This window comes from Lysinibacillus sp. NPDC093712 (assembly GCF_050280025.1).
In the GTDB taxonomy this organism is placed as follows: domain Bacteria; phylum Bacillota; class Bacilli; order Bacillales_A; family Planococcaceae; genus Lysinibacillus.
In genome coordinates, this window is sequence record NZ_JBNNUU010000012.1 from 22,749 (window position 1) to 36,734 (window position 13,986).

Annotated in this window: 16 protein-coding genes and 1 pseudogene; 3 read left to right on the forward strand and 14 right to left on the reverse strand. The window is 30.5% G+C overall.

The window, feature by feature from the left end:
- Nucleotides 1-103: 103 nt before the first annotated feature.
- From ACQKNX_RS23810 to ACQKNX_RS23825, 4 genes are all read right to left on the reverse strand, one after another.
- Nucleotides 104-265, reverse strand: a complete 162-nt coding sequence (locus tag ACQKNX_RS23810) for a hypothetical protein (RefSeq protein ID WP_427431034.1) — start codon at nucleotides 263-265, stop codon at nucleotides 104-106.
- Nucleotides 266-556: 291 nt separating this feature from the next.
- Nucleotides 557-1,102 carry a hypothetical protein gene (locus ACQKNX_RS23815; protein ID WP_427431035.1) on the reverse strand — a complete coding sequence of 182 codons (546 nt, stop codon included), beginning with the start codon at nucleotides 1,100-1,102 and terminating at the stop codon, nucleotides 557-559.
- 21 nt (nucleotides 1,103-1,123) lie between these two features.
- Nucleotides 1,124-2,041 carry a DUF4868 domain-containing protein gene (locus ACQKNX_RS23820; protein ID WP_427431036.1) on the reverse strand — a complete coding sequence of 306 codons (918 nt, stop codon included), beginning with the start codon at nucleotides 2,039-2,041 and terminating at the stop codon, nucleotides 1,124-1,126.
- A 121-nt stretch (nucleotides 2,042-2,162) separates the two neighbouring features.
- Nucleotides 2,163-2,381 carry a hypothetical protein gene (locus tag ACQKNX_RS23825; RefSeq protein ID WP_427431037.1) on the reverse strand — a complete coding sequence of 73 codons (219 nt, stop codon included), beginning with the start codon at nucleotides 2,379-2,381 and terminating at the stop codon, nucleotides 2,163-2,165.
- Nucleotides 2,382-2,557: 176 nt separating this feature from the next.
- Here ACQKNX_RS23825 and ACQKNX_RS23830 point away from each other — a divergent pair, with 176 nt between their 5' ends.
- Both ACQKNX_RS23830 and ACQKNX_RS23835 read left to right on the forward strand, forming a co-directional pair.
- Nucleotides 2,558-3,079, forward strand: a complete 522-nt coding sequence (locus tag ACQKNX_RS23830) for a GNAT family N-acetyltransferase (RefSeq protein WP_427431038.1) — start codon at nucleotides 2,558-2,560, stop codon at nucleotides 3,077-3,079.
- 317 nt (nucleotides 3,080-3,396) lie between these two features.
- Nucleotides 3,397-4,320, forward strand: a pseudogene (locus ACQKNX_RS23835) (beta-propeller fold lactonase family protein); the annotation flags it as partial.
- A gap of 119 nt (nucleotides 4,321-4,439) precedes the next feature.
- On the opposite strand, the gene ACQKNX_RS23840 reads toward ACQKNX_RS23835, so the two are convergent.
- The 6 genes from ACQKNX_RS23840 to ACQKNX_RS23865 form a co-directional block, all read right to left on the reverse strand.
- Nucleotides 4,440-5,072 (reverse strand): hypothetical protein, encoded by a 633-nt coding sequence (locus ACQKNX_RS23840; protein ID WP_427431039.1) that lies wholly within the window; start codon nucleotides 5,070-5,072, stop codon nucleotides 4,440-4,442.
- Between the two features lie 87 nt (nucleotides 5,073-5,159).
- Nucleotides 5,160-5,522 (reverse strand): DUF6713 family protein, encoded by a 363-nt coding sequence (locus tag ACQKNX_RS23845; RefSeq protein WP_427431040.1) that lies wholly within the window; start codon nucleotides 5,520-5,522, stop codon nucleotides 5,160-5,162.
- Nucleotides 5,523-5,680: 158 nt separating this feature from the next.
- A complete protein-coding gene (locus tag ACQKNX_RS23850; RefSeq protein ID WP_427431041.1) occupies nucleotides 5,681-6,259 on the reverse strand; it encodes a hypothetical protein in 579 nt (192 codons plus the stop codon).
- Nucleotides 6,260-6,474: 215 nt separating this feature from the next.
- Nucleotides 6,475-7,347: a hypothetical protein gene (locus ACQKNX_RS23855; protein ID WP_427431042.1), complete on the reverse strand. Its 873-nt coding sequence runs from the start codon at nucleotides 7,345-7,347 to the stop codon at nucleotides 6,475-6,477.
- A gap of 150 nt (nucleotides 7,348-7,497) precedes the next feature.
- On the reverse strand, nucleotides 7,498-8,058 hold the full coding sequence (locus tag ACQKNX_RS23860; protein ID WP_427431043.1) for a GNAT family N-acetyltransferase: 561 nt from the start codon (nucleotides 8,056-8,058) through the stop codon (nucleotides 7,498-7,500).
- A gap of 209 nt (nucleotides 8,059-8,267) precedes the next feature.
- Nucleotides 8,268-9,011, reverse strand: coding sequence for an amidohydrolase family protein (locus ACQKNX_RS23865; protein WP_427431044.1), 744 nt, complete (start codon nucleotides 9,009-9,011; stop codon nucleotides 8,268-8,270).
- Nucleotides 9,012-9,530: 519 nt separating this feature from the next.
- Between ACQKNX_RS23865 and ACQKNX_RS23870 the strand changes: the two genes are divergently transcribed.
- Nucleotides 9,531-10,175: a pentapeptide repeat-containing protein gene (locus ACQKNX_RS23870; protein WP_427431045.1), complete on the forward strand. Its 645-nt coding sequence runs from the start codon at nucleotides 9,531-9,533 to the stop codon at nucleotides 10,173-10,175.
- Between the two features lie 141 nt (nucleotides 10,176-10,316).
- On the opposite strand, the gene ACQKNX_RS23875 is transcribed toward ACQKNX_RS23870, so the two are convergent.
- The 4 genes from ACQKNX_RS23875 to ACQKNX_RS23890 form a co-directional block, all read right to left on the reverse strand.
- Nucleotides 10,317-10,646 (reverse strand): hypothetical protein, encoded by a 330-nt coding sequence (locus ACQKNX_RS23875; protein ID WP_427431046.1) that lies wholly within the window; start codon nucleotides 10,644-10,646, stop codon nucleotides 10,317-10,319.
- 296 nt (nucleotides 10,647-10,942) lie between these two features.
- Nucleotides 10,943-11,302, reverse strand: coding sequence for a hypothetical protein (locus tag ACQKNX_RS23880; protein ID WP_427431047.1), 360 nt, complete (start codon nucleotides 11,300-11,302; stop codon nucleotides 10,943-10,945).
- Between the two features lie 80 nt (nucleotides 11,303-11,382).
- Nucleotides 11,383-11,991, reverse strand: coding sequence for an ATP-binding cassette domain-containing protein (locus tag ACQKNX_RS23885; RefSeq protein ID WP_427431048.1), 609 nt, complete (start codon nucleotides 11,989-11,991; stop codon nucleotides 11,383-11,385).
- A complete protein-coding gene (locus ACQKNX_RS23890; RefSeq protein WP_427431049.1) occupies nucleotides 11,988-13,928 on the reverse strand; it encodes a hypothetical protein in 1,941 nt (646 codons plus the stop codon). Before ACQKNX_RS23890 ends, ACQKNX_RS23885 begins: the two co-directional genes overlap by 4 nt.
- Nucleotides 13,929-13,986: the final 58 nt, after the last annotated feature.

Genomic DNA, 13,986 nt, shown 5'->3' on the forward strand with positions numbered 1-13,986 from the left:
AAATCCAAAAATAATTTATAAGCGAAACCCCAGTACTACTGAACTCAGTCTACCTTTTAGGGGTCATTTCACTTCAATACCTGGGGTTTTATTCATTTAGTATTTACTGATTTTCTTCTTGTTTTTCATTCTTCTCATTGGCATTCTTAAATTGTTCTTTTGTAAGATCATTATCTTCACGAACATCTAAATCATCTGGACTTAAATCATTTCCAAATTCTTCTCTTTCTCCATCCTTTTTATTTCTCTTATCTTTCGTCATCATTATCACCTCCAGTTAATACACTTTCCTTTTTTAAGAAATCTATACTTTCATCTCTTTTTTTCAATAAAAATAAAAGAATAAATCGCACTCCCAATTACACCACTCATTCTGGAAAACAAGGTCCTTGATTCTAATTTTTCACAACATACATATTTTTACAAGGTGGTTTCACCTGAGAAACATCTTTTGCTCTCCAGTATCAAGCAGCTTTCTGTCCTTCCTCTCGTTAAATAATAAAAAACACCTTTTGCAGTGCAGCAATAGGCGTTTTATAAAGGTTTTGCTCAGAAATTAGGCTCTATGCAAATAAATATTGTTTGCCAATTTTCTAACATGTAAATTGTTACCACTAATTTTTATTCTATTAAAATAGTCGGGATTCTCCTTCGAAATTATGACTCGGCCAAGCTCATCTTCATAGGTATTCCATCCAAACAGTAAAAACGTTATATTAACATGTATTAAATTAGACTTAACATATAAATAGCCAATTAACATAAACAATATTCCGTTTGTAACCAATGTACTTTTTTCTGTTATGTCGATTGCCAATAAAGGTACTATATATGTCACTAAGTAACTTAAAATTTCTTCATTTTTTCTCGATACACGCTCACCTACAATTGTGCTGTTTAATTCACATTTCTTTATATACAAAATAGGTAAAAATGAAAGGATAAATAATACCATTAAAATAATATACACTGTAAGCGTTACTTTATTTTGAATAATTGAATTGATGTTAAAACCATCATAGGGGTATATTGAAAGAGCAACAATTAGATACAATGGAGAGTAGGACGATATAAATAAAAACAATTTAAAAAGATTTGTCAATTTCCCCCACCCTTTCTTAAATTACCTTAGGTCATCTCTTCCTCTTTCACCTGTTAATACAGTTTTATAATAAGCATCGTTAAGTAACTTGACTATATCGTTTAATTGTTTTTTATCAGTATATTTTATTTTCGTTTTTTCTTCGTTTAATTCGATATTTAAGTCAAATTCCATAATGATTTCTTCTACTTTATCAAAATTGTCAACAAACCTAGTCATTCTTTCAGGCCTTGTCATTAATCTTGAAACTCTCTTTACAATATTGCCATCCTCAATACTATCATTTTTAAACTGTTCAAATCCTTCTAACTTATTCGTTTCTTCAAAGACTGTTAATACAGAATTAGTATTCTGAACATACTTTGTTTTTAAATCAAATATTCTTTGCATCGCTACATTATTAATTACAAGCACTTCATCTTCAAAAATAAGTAAATCAAATCCAGGTTCAATCCCTATAAATGAATCTGAGACTTTTCTAAATGTAGAGTCCGCTAACGTTCCCCATAGACCTTTCGTAAACTTCTTTAGTTGAGGAATACGATTTAAAAAATAAGCAAATTTCCCCACTTCTATTTCAATTTTTATACAGTATAAATCTTTTTGAGTATCTTCATTCAGCGATTCACCTGGTTTTTGTAAGCTTTTAAAGAAATTATCATATGTAATCCCTATATATGAAGACTCACAGTATTCAACGACACCATTTGGTCGACCATTTTCATTAAATTCAACTTGCTCTTTGCCCACTAATTTATCAATAGTTGGTTGGATAACCTTTACAATATCTATTTGCAAAGACCGACTTAAAGATGGTTTAAATGAAAAATAATCTAACACATCATGAGTTTTAATCTTCTCAATTAAAAACAAACTTACTTCAGATGTACTACTTAATAAGTGTTCTGAAATTTTGCTGTTAATAAACTCGATATCCAATAATAATCCCCCTAACTATATGAAATCATTGATAAAATCATACAATATTTGGTTATTTTAGTAAAACAGATTACAAACATAATATTACATTAAAGCTTCTAAATTCATAACCGTAGCTTTTTTATTTTGCCATGAGCAAATTGCTTAAAAATTGATAGCAATTTTCTTTTTCTTTGAAGCATTCATGCAAATTTTTATTTTCAATTTCGTAAAATTTAGCTGTTTTCCGAATGGTATATTTTCCAATAAGGATTTCTTCATTTGCACTAAGCTGATTTAGTGCCTCATAAATAGGGTCAACCGAAACGCCAATGATTTCATAAATATTCACATTTTCCATCTTCATCCCCCTTATTTCTCCAAGCTAAAAACTATATAAAAGTAATTGTATAAATTACAATCCTATAATAATTATTAGGTATTCAAAATAACAAGAAAACCGATCATGTATTAATCTTCATTTTGACTGTCTATTTTGGAAAATTCAACCTATATTTTAAATAGAGGAAACCAATCTTGATTACAAACAAAATAAACATTAGGAAAATGACAGCTAATGATTATCGTTTAATGACTAAATGGCTAAGGACAAAAGAAGTATTAGCATTTTATGGAGAAATTAATTCACCATATACAATTGAAGAAGTTAGGAAAAAATATGAACCAAGAGTACGTGGTGAAAGCACTGTTTCTCCTTTTATTGTTGAGTTAGACGATTTACCCATAGGATATATGCAACATTATCCAATACAAATACATGAGCAAAAAGATTTCGGTTATCTCGAAAATCAAGTGATTTATGGAATAGACCAATTTATCGGTATTCCTAATCTGTTTAATAAAGGCTATGGGACAATAATGGTTAGTAAATTTATTGACTTTATTTTGAAAACGACTAACGTCGAAATAATAATTTTAGACCCTGAAATATCGAATGAAAGAGCAATTCGATGTTATGAAAAATGTGGATTTTCAAAGGTGAAAAAAATTAATCATGAAAATAAATATTTAATGGAAATGACCATCAAAAAAATCTAATTTTTCTAAGCACCTTCCTATTCAGTTTAAATTCCCTCCACCTTCTCTTGAACGCCTAACGATTTAAAAATAAATCAATTTTAGAAACATAAGTAAATACAGACTTTCCACATATAAGAAATATTTTGTATAGGACAACAAACAAGTAATATGGTTTAGTTTACATATTCTATCAATATACGATTGGAAGGAGGTTCAGTGTGGAAAAAGAATCTAATAATTTTAAAAAGTTCAAGTTTAAAACAAATCCTAGTTGTCATTGTCACTGTTGCGGTTTTTGTTGTAATTGTAAATGTAAGCCACCATATTTACCTGTACAACCAAGTTGTAACTATCTCGTGTATGTTACAGACGCTGGTCAATTAGAAACTCCCGACAATAGAGTGTCAGTAATCGATACAGCAACTAATACTATTGTCGCTACCATTCCAGTAGGAAGTGCTCCTCTCGAAGTCGCGATTTCACCAAATGGCGAATTTGGTTATGTTCCTGCACTCTTCTCAAATAATGTAACAGTTTTTGATACTGCAACAAATATGGTAGTTGCGACGATTGCGGTTGGAGTTAATCCGCTTGGTGTGGCGATTTCACCAGATGGAACACTTGCATATGTATCTAATCACGGATCAAACACTGTATCTGTCATAAATACTGCGACTAATACTGTAACCGCGACGATTCCAGTAGGGCTTCTACCTCAAGGTATTGCGTTTACGCCAAATGGTGCATTTGCTTACGTGGCAGATGAAAATTCAAATGCAGTATCAGTTATTAATACCGCTACTAATACTGTGGTTGATACAATCCCTGTAGGCATTCGCCCTAGATCAATCGTTTTCACACCTAATGGCCAATTTGCTTATGTTACAAATGAAAATAGTAACACTGTTTCTGTAATTAATGTAGCAACTAATACTGTAGTTGATACAATACTTGTTGGAACAGGGCCTGTAGGAACAGCAATAACTCCAGATGGCACACTTATATACATTGTAAATAAAGGTAGTAATGCTGTATCAGTCATAAGTACCGCTACAAATCTAGTAATTGCAACAATCCCTGTAGGATTATCTCCAGACCAAGTCACAATCTTGCCAGATGGAAAATTTGCATATGTTACAAATCAGGCTGACAATACTGTGTCAGTTATAGATATTGCAACAAATACGGTAGTTGATACAATACCAGGATTTAATGGACCTACTGGCATAAAAACAGGAACCATTTGTAATTCAAACTAAAATGTACTTTTCTACAGTAATTAGAAAAGCATTTGGTTTAACAAAATAAAACCAGAATAATTCTACAAAAGTAGAATTCATTCTGGTTTATATTTGGAGTTTTGTTCTTTACCAATATATTAATTTTTCTCGTTTAAATCATCTGGATAAACAATCGTATTAATCACTTCACCATTCGATTCATCTTTGAAAATGACTGTCACCTTATATTTTTCTGGATCTACTCCATTAAATAACTGATAATACATACCTGTAATTGCGAGTCCGAAAGAAGCAATTGTATCAAGGCTATTTTCAAATTCTTCTTTGTTGACCGACAATGTAAATTCTGAAAATGCTTTATTATAACTTACATCTTTAATAGAGCTAAAATCTTCACTCGTTTTAATTTCCTCTACTGATTTAATAATCCCTTCTTCTAATTCCTTCATCATTTTTTTGTGCTCTGCTTTAGACATTTTATAAGTGATAGAACCATCTTCATTTTTTATAACTTCCTTGATTCCATCATTTTTCGCTTCAGCTATAACTTTTTCAATATCTTGACCTTCAAAAAAAGTACCTGGTATTGTTACTTCAACATTTAAAACCCCTTTATCAACTTTTAGTGGCTCTCCATCCGCTGTATTTTCAGTTGAGTTTACAGTAGCAACTTCTTTTTCAGCTCCACCCTCTTTTTCCTTATCTTGACTACATGCTGTTAAAAGCATACCTAGCAATAATAAAAATGGTACTATTAATTTTTTCTTCAATTTTTATTCCTCCTTTACATAAATATACATAATTTGGAGATGTACAACCAGAAAAAAAAGCCACATCTTATTAGATATGACTTAAATCTAAATTAAAAATAATAAATGAATTACAGCAAGAATCCCCATTGAATAAATAATCGATCTTGAAAACGAATCTTTAAAGTCGTTTCGAGGGTGCCGTTCAAAAAATAAGTGCAAGATTCCATGAATGATAAAGAAAGCATCAATGACCCAAAAAATAATATTTTGATACTCACTGAAAAGTAAGGAAAGGATAATTACGTAAAGAAATAGGTGAATAAATGTAAATACTTTATAAGCCTTAGCATCTTCCATATCTTTTAGTACGATAAACAATCGCCATTCAGAACGCCTTATTGCATCCATTTCATGCAAAAAAAATAAAGAAAGGTTAAATAAAAAAAGGACAAGCATTAAATCAGGCATATAAAACCTCCCATATCTTTATATACCTAATGTTACTATAAAGCTTCGTTCTAAATACGAAGTAAAACTCCCCAAATATGTCCATATAAAGTCGCAGAGAAAGTGAGTCGCTTTTTTTGAATGGAAAGCAACTTATCCCAACTCTACATCATCGGACTTCATCGAGGTTTCCATTGTATAAGCTGATTCGTATCATGATTTTTCGACCATGCTAAAAAATCAGTTACATTGCTCACTCCATAATCTAATACAGCTTGATAAATAAAAATTGATGAATAGTTTAAATTATCTTCTAGTAAAGCTTCTTTAATTTCTAGAATCGCTTTTCTAGTTGTTTCGGATAAGGCTTTTTTCATTAAAGGCACTAAATCTCTAGAGAGAGCGCCTTGACGGTCATTTGAAAAAAGCCACATATCTATATTCCACTCTTCTTCATTATCAAGATAAATGATTTTAAAGTAAAAGCCTTTAAAGTCTGATTCAATATAATTTTTATATTTTAGTTCCAATACGTTTTTATTGTTAATTAGAGAAGTCAATTCACTCATAATTTTTTCTGGATTCACATTTTCACTAAATGTCTCCATATCAATATCAAGTGACACTATTAAATCGTAAGCTGTTGCCCCCACCAAAAAACAGTTTCCCACAGTACTCCATTTTTGAATTAATTGTAATTCATCCAAAATTCGTATAGCCTTTACTTTTCTTTTATTTGCTCTTTCTATACTATTCACGTCAATCACATCATTTCCAAATTTATGTATTATGATAGAATATAATATTGGAACGTAAAATGCAAATAGCTTCAAAATATCAAATGGAAATAAACGATCTTTGATTTTTAGTTTAAGCGTGGGGATCAGAAAACTAATTAAAGCAGGCAAAAGAAAAATTATTTATAAAGCATTACAACAATTAGCTTTTCTTGGCCATAAATGATTCTAAAAAATTATTCCTTTGTAAAATATTTAGGATCTATTTTATCTATAATTGAGACAATATTATAGAGATCATTGACTATTTTCTCATTTGTTGTTAGTTCAGTTTGGTTATTGATAATAGCTATCCACTCTTTTTCTAACTCATCAATATTTTTACCGTAAACCTGTTCTATCTTTTTATCCAATTCCTTTTCGTTGTATATCTGTTCAAATTTCTCTATTCCATAAGTATCAATTAAATATGTTACAAAAGAATTGGATTGATTATAGCTTAGAGCCATTAGGATACTCTCCTCAATTGGATTTGTAAGCTTTGGGCGAAAATAAGATGCAGCATAATTCATATCCATTAACTTGATAATAGGGATGAATTTATTTGAATCCATAAAATACTTCATTAACCGATGAGAATTGATTTTATCATTTCCGTATTTTTGTTCCATATAAGAAGCAAAACCTTCTTGCGTAAAATAACCACTGCTTGTATCAAAATTATTTCCATAACCGAGTAAAGAATGTGTCATCTCATGGACAAGTGGATATCGATCATCCTTAATGTCATATAGCTGGATTTCCTTTGCGAAGCCCCATGAAATTTGACTTCCTTCATTGAGAAATATCTGAATTCTTTCCGATGGAACATATGTAGTTTGGATTGAACTTTTTATTACTTCATATGCAGCAAGTATCTCTTCTTTAATTGTATCTACTTTTTCTTGGGGAATCTGAATGTTATTAATAACCTCAAACGTTATTTTACCATCCGGTGTAGTCACAATATTTTCATTACTTTTTTCTTGTTCTTTAGGAATAACTGCATCCTGCGTACAGGCTGTTAGTAAGAACACTAATATAAGAAAGTAGCCTCTAAACTTAATCATATTTACCTCCCAGAAAAAATAGTATTTTCCAGTTTATACGGAAAGAAACTATGAAAGTTTCATTTTTTTAGGAAATTTCTAAAAATAAAAAATATAAAGACCCCAACGGAAAATACACAATTATGGAATAGAGATACTTTTTGAAAAACATCACTGATATTCACTTTTTAAAATGGAGAAAATAGCTAAATCAACATATTTCCCATTCTCAAATTCATGTTGTCTTAAAACACCTTCTTTAGAAAAATTTAATTTTTCTAACAATCCAATTGATGATTGATTTTCTGGTTCAACTTTCGCTTCAATTTTATTAATTTTCATCGTCAAAAAGGCAAAAGAAATAATACAACTTAACGCCTCTTTCATTACGCCCTTCCCCCAATAGCTAGGATGTAAATCATAGCCGATTTCAATACGATTATGTTCTCTTTCATAATTCAAAAACCCACAAGTACCAATTACTTTTTTAGTTTCCACATCTTCAATTACCCATCTAAAACCAGTCTGTTCTCTTAAAATCGTATCGTACCAATCCAACTCATTCTTCGCATCATCAATAGACTTAAATGGTGTTAGCGGAGTATATCTAGTCACTTGCTCATCCGAATACAAATCAAAAAGATCATGACAATCATTTTCTAGTGCTTGGCGTAAAATAAACCGTTCTGTTTCAAACATTGGAAAGTTAGTAAAGTTAAAATTGGAATTCATAATGATCACCCTTTATCGTAAATTAACACACACTCTTCCTATTATCGCAAAATTAAATTTAGAATATTTTTAATATCAGCTATTTCAACAAAACAGTCCAACACTTTTAAGGAACAAGAAAACACCCTTCGCAGTTCCATTTCTTTGCTCAAATTATTGCCAGCAACAGATTGCAAAATAGGTGTTTCATATATGTTATTTAAATTCTATTATTTAAAATACCACTCTAACGCATTTTTATATAATATTTGTTCAGCAGCTGCTTGGTCAAATAATTGCTGGATCAATTCTATATCAGAATACGCAAAGGGTCTTTTTGCTCGAGTTGAGGGTAAATCCGTACCGAACATTAAAGCATCTGGATTAACAGCATAAATGGATTTCAAAGCATTCTCAACATTAAGACTCACGCGACCAAAACCTGTCGCCTTTACCCGTACACCCTTTTCAACAAGTTGTAACAAATGAGGTAAGCCTTCCTCGGATAAACCTAAATGATCAATCGATATAGCCGGTAATGCTTCAATTATTGGTGCAATTTCTGGCAATTCTTTGGCATCTATATATAATTCACTATGCCAACCAGCTAAATCATAAACACGTCTTGCAAAGTAATCAAGCTTAGTTAAATCTTCGGAGCCGCCACGTTGCACATTAAATCGTAATGCGCGCACACCTTTTTTCTGCAAATCAATAATTTCATCATCAGTCACGGAAAATGGTAGTTGCGTAACTCCACAAAATGAAGATCCCAATTTCTCTAAAGCATTCACTAAGTAATCCTGATCAAAACCTTGGAAAGAACCAGATACAATAGCACCACCTATAATATTATAAGTTGTTGTTTCGTTTTGATAATCTTCTACAACATAACTTGGTGGAACATATCCTTGGTTTTCAGTAATAGGGTAATTAAAATCTATAATATGAAAATGTGCATCAAAAATTTTCATCTGTCCGCCTCCTCTCATTTACGTTATCATAGATAAGACATAAATAAAAATACTGATTTATTATTACATTTTTTCTCAACATTTTTTCAAACAACCTTTAATCATCGTTATAGTTGTTTGGAACAATGACAGTGGAACCAACTAATATCAATGGTTTTTCACCTATCAATTTTCTTATTTCTTTTATATACTCAGCCAAAAATCGAACACCACCTTAACATTCATTTATTAAATTTTACGAGCAGTCAATATAGGTTGGAAATAACCTGTATTCATGTGGAAATGCCAATCAACATCTACGAAACCAGTTGCTTTCACTACTTTTTTAATTTCTTCGCGCAACAATGCTCTATATTCTAAAGGGAATCATTCAATATAAAGTCCCCTTTATTGTATCTGTTGGAGAAATCTAGGATGACAGATTTTCTTGCCCACACTATCACTAAAAAATAAAGTCTTATATAATAATGTATTTTTTATTATTCTATATTAATAATTACATTTGAAAGGTGTGCTATTGTGGCAAAAGTATTTAAAATGGAATCACCTAAATTACCTTTAACTTTAGAAAAAGCAAATTTTCAAGATATTTTTTATGAAGAAGATCCGTTCTTATCAGATTGTGTAATCTCTAACACCATCATTGATAATGAGTGTATTGAAAGACTTATACTATCAAAAGTACTCTTTAAAAATGTAAGATTCATAGATGTAACATTTAGAAAAATTGATTTGACCGATGTCATTTTTGAAAGCTGTGATTTATCGAATGCGAGCTTTAGTGAAGGACTAATTCACAGAGTCAAATTTGAAAACTGTAAATTATTAGGTTTAAATTTAGCAGAAGCTAATTTAGGGAATGTAAGTTTTGACAATTGCATAGCAAATTTATGTGACTTTTCAGATACCCGTTTAAAACAGATCAAATTTAATAATTCAACTCTACAAGGTGCCAATTATTTTGAATGCAAATTTAATAAAGTCTTGTTTAATCAATGTGATCTTAATGATGTTGATTTTTCTCAAACATTATTAAAAGGAATTGATATTAGCACATGTAGATTTGACAGGATAAATGTTACATTGGAAAGTTTGAAAGGTTGTGAAGTATCCTCAGAACAAGCAGTTGGGTTTGCTTCATTGTTAGGCCTAATAGTAGTATAAAATTGCTAAAATCTTGATTATTTGATCAAAGTAGGATTCGAATAGGTCATATGAAAACAACAAAGATCGTGCCTTTCTTCCTAGTTCAATTGCTGCTTGGGTTTCTCATCGATGGGTACAACTAACACTATTAAATATTTATTAGGCTTTAATTTTATTTTCCATGTATCGGCAGTTGGCACAAAGATAATCTTTATTAATAAAAATAGCCCTATACATATTTGACCAGGGCATTTGTTCAGAACAGCTATCACATTGATCAATATATTTATCACATAATATACCATTCCCAAGAAAGATAGCCCATTGTTCATCTGACAATTTATCAAATCCGTGTTTGATGATTCGTATTGCAATTTCCAACACTTCACCATCATCAAATTTGTTTGTTTTAATTAGTTTTTCCAAATAAGAAATAAATGTAGATGGTTCACTTTTTATTCTCACTTTGAGCTCTTCTATTTGCATCATACTTCCCCTTCTGTCATTTTAAAATGAGGTTTAAGGAAATTATATAGTAAATCAAAAATTCCCACTATATTTACATGTATAATTTTCCTTAAAAAATAAATTAATGTATAAGCTAAACTTTTCCTACTGCAATGTTGCTAAAAAATAGCTTTATGATTTAACAAAGAAAAAACTCGCAATTTGCCATCAAATAATCAAAATGCGAGTTTTTATCATTATTTTGAAGCACTCAGTCTCTATAAGTTTATGTAAGCAGGCTCTGCTACTAGCAAAGCCAACCCCTAATTTTGTATAAATTATATTTCCCCCCACATATCTTGCGCTTTCAAAAATAATGATTCAACCTGTTCTTTGTAATTGTCAATTATTTCTTCATGAACATCATCGATAACGCTTAGATCCCTATTAATCATAATAGAGTAAGTTTGCTTATTTTCATCTGTAATTTGAATACCATATTTATTGTCTCCTACGAATGATGGCCATATGATTAATGCATATTTATTATCATCAGTTGAAACAGCTAAATTGCCCACTAACGATAAATAATCTGGCAATTTCACATTATAAAGATAAGCATTTTGCGATAATATATAACTACGATTGGGTATAAATTCGTCTAAGTCTCCTGTATATTTAGAATACTTAACATTCATCCAGGCATACCACAATAGATTGTAAACAATAAACATAGAAAACATAGTTGCTAAAACAATGATTATTTTTTTCTTTTTTCTCATATTTCAACAATCCGCTCTCCTCTTTTTTTAATGTCTTCATCGTGCGTAACTAAAATAATCGTCTTCCCATCTTCATTCATATTTTTTAATATATTTATTACTACATCCGCATTCGCTTTGTCTAATGAGCCTGTCGGTTCATCTGCCAAAATAATATCGCATTTTTTTATCATTAACCGTGCTAGTGCAATTCTTTGCTGCTCCCCACCAGATAGCGTATAAATCTTATCATTTAGTTTATTTAATAACCCTACAGAGTTTAACGCTTCTTCAAGACTAATACTTGAACGATTTTTTTGTTTAATCATTTTCAAATTATAGCTCACGGTTTTATCTTCGATTAAAGCGAAGTTCTGAAAAAGAAATCCCACCTTATTGCCAAAATAATTTAATTGATTTTTTTTTTGACTAATATCCATCTTATCAACTAAAATTTTGCCACTATCTATCTGTTCAATCGCACCAATCATATTTAAAAGTGTTGTTTTACCACATCCACTTGGCCCTGAAAATACAATAAACTCTCCATCTTGAATAGTTAAACTAAAATCTTTAAATAATTCTCGATTTCCAAAAGATTTACTTAAGTTCTTGATTTCGATCATTTAACGGATCCACCTTTAAGAATTGATTGTATGCTTCTATTTTCTGTTATTCTTATGTAATAGAAAACAAAGCAAAGTTCTAATAACACAACTGAAAACCCACCAGTGATTAAGTATAGTTCCGAACTCCACTCAAGGAAATGCCCTATTATAAAAGCAGCCTTTCCTGCAATACCGCCAAAAATAATGGTTGTTAAAAATAATTTTTTATATCTTTCAAATAAGCCATAACCCAATATTTTTTTCAATGCAATTTCAACTGCATTGATACTATATTCGTAGTTTAATATGGTTTTAATAATGACGGCTTCTAAAATTAATAAAATAATGAGTAAAATGCAACCTATAACTATCCCTTTTTTATAAATATTCCATTGATGAAGATAATGCTCATAAACATTTGTCTTGAAATTATTTGCCTTAGAAAGATTTAAATGGTTGTTTTCAATAAATTGTTCCCACTCATGGTCTTGAATTTTATACATAGTTGTTCCAAATATAAAAACATTCCGGTAAGGGCTAAGCGCATTTGTGTCCATATTGTTGAATAAAATGATTGGATTCTTCACTATCTTACTACTAATATTAAAACCTTTATCTAATGCTATAATATCTAGTTGTTTTTTATAGGCAATAATATTAAATTCATAAGGGTGTGGATAGTACGTTTCCCATATTTTTATCATTTCCGTTTGAACACTTTTAGAATTATATTTTTCCGGAACTAAAAAATACACTTTTTGTTCGAGCGAAGCAGTATTAAATTCGCTTATTTTATCATGTAAATAGTCAAGTGAACCGCTATCAGCAAAAACAAATGGAGAACCTAAGTCTTTAGTTTGTAAATCTACTAAAGAAAGGGTGTTATTCATTGCAAGATTCTCTTTATAAAAATCAAACCTTAATTGTTGTGTCACTTCACCGTCTTCAACATTTATATTTACATAAAAAAAATCTTTAGCATTTTCAAAAAAAGGTTTTTGTTTATAAAATTTTAGCCCTTCATCAATTACCGTTAGACATCCCGCAGCCAGTATTACCGTTATACAAATAGTAACAATTTTGTATACATAACTTAACTGCAAAACTTTTTTGACACTATCTTTTGATTTCATATCTTTTTTAAAATCACCTAAAAAAAGTGTGAAAAAGGTACATGCGTTGAATACAACAAAAGCAGCAAACATTAAAAGGGAAATACTAAAATGATAGTTTGCATTTGTAAACTGTAAAAATAATAGTATTAGCACTAAATACGTGCAAATAAAAAATAGTGTATCTGCGATAATATTTCGAAAAATAATATGTTGCAGTCTTTCTCCAGAAATAACTCTTATCGCTACTTCTTTCCTCATTTGAGCCACTTCGTAGAAAGTTATTAAAAGTAAAAGACCTAATATAATAACCCAAGTAATGCTAATATTGAAGGCACTATTAAAGGCACTATATCCCTCCTGTGGAAACTTTCCTGCATACTTATCAATTAGTTTTTGCTTAAAACGAGTCTGGTTTTCTTTATCCCCAATCAAATAATATTTTTCAAACTTATTGACATCTGGAATAGCGGCGATTGGCAATACCTCAAATTCGATATCCCCTAAAAAGATGCTTTGATAGTGACCAGGTTGTACTGAGGAATTTTCCTTTAAATAGTTTGCGGTTCCTTCTGTCGCATATATATTTATATTCTCAGAATAAACAGTGGAAATTTTTCTATCTACCACAAAAACCTCTAAATTCTCTTCCTTAGCAGCTTCAGAAATATCCTTTAACATCTCATCTTGAGGAATATGGATAGACATTACTCCATTTTTATACATCGTAACGTAATCATATTTCGTATCAAAACTAACTAAATGCCAGACATATGTCTCTCCGATAAAAGTGAACCCTATACTAAATAGTATTACGCTAAGAATATACTTTGCTTTTTTCACTGCAATCACCCTGTTATGGATTAGATTACTTTTAGACAGCAAAAACGAGTTAACCTAG

Bases quoted from the DNA above. Each gene is read 5' to 3' on its own strand.
- ACQKNX_RS23865 (WP_427431044.1), bottom strand. From the start codon at position 9,011: ATGAAAATTTTTGATGCACATTTTCATATTATAGATTTTAATTACCCT.
- ACQKNX_RS23825 (WP_427431037.1), bottom strand. From the start codon at position 2,381: ATGGAAAATGTGAATATTTATGAAATCATTGGCGTTTCGGTTGACCCT.
- ACQKNX_RS23885 (WP_427431048.1), bottom strand. From the start codon at position 11,991: ATGATCGAAATCAAGAACTTAAGTAAATCTTTTGGAAATCGAGAATTA.
- ACQKNX_RS23880 (WP_427431047.1), bottom strand. From the start codon at position 11,302: ATGAATGTTAAGTATTCTAAATATACAGGAGACTTAGACGAATTTATA.
- ACQKNX_RS23810 (WP_427431034.1), bottom strand. From the start codon at position 265: ATGATGACGAAAGATAAGAGAAATAAAAAGGATGGAGAAAGAGAAGAA.
- ACQKNX_RS23855 (WP_427431042.1), bottom strand. From the start codon at position 7,347: ATGATTAAGTTTAGAGGCTACTTTCTTATATTAGTGTTCTTACTAACA.
- ACQKNX_RS23845 (WP_427431040.1), bottom strand. From the start codon at position 5,522: ATGCCTGATTTAATGCTTGTCCTTTTTTTATTTAACCTTTCTTTATTT.
- ACQKNX_RS23875 (WP_427431046.1), bottom strand. From the start codon at position 10,646: ATGATGCAAATAGAAGAGCTCAAAGTGAGAATAAAAAGTGAACCATCT.
- ACQKNX_RS23860 (WP_427431043.1), bottom strand. From the start codon at position 8,058: ATGAATTCCAATTTTAACTTTACTAACTTTCCAATGTTTGAAACAGAA.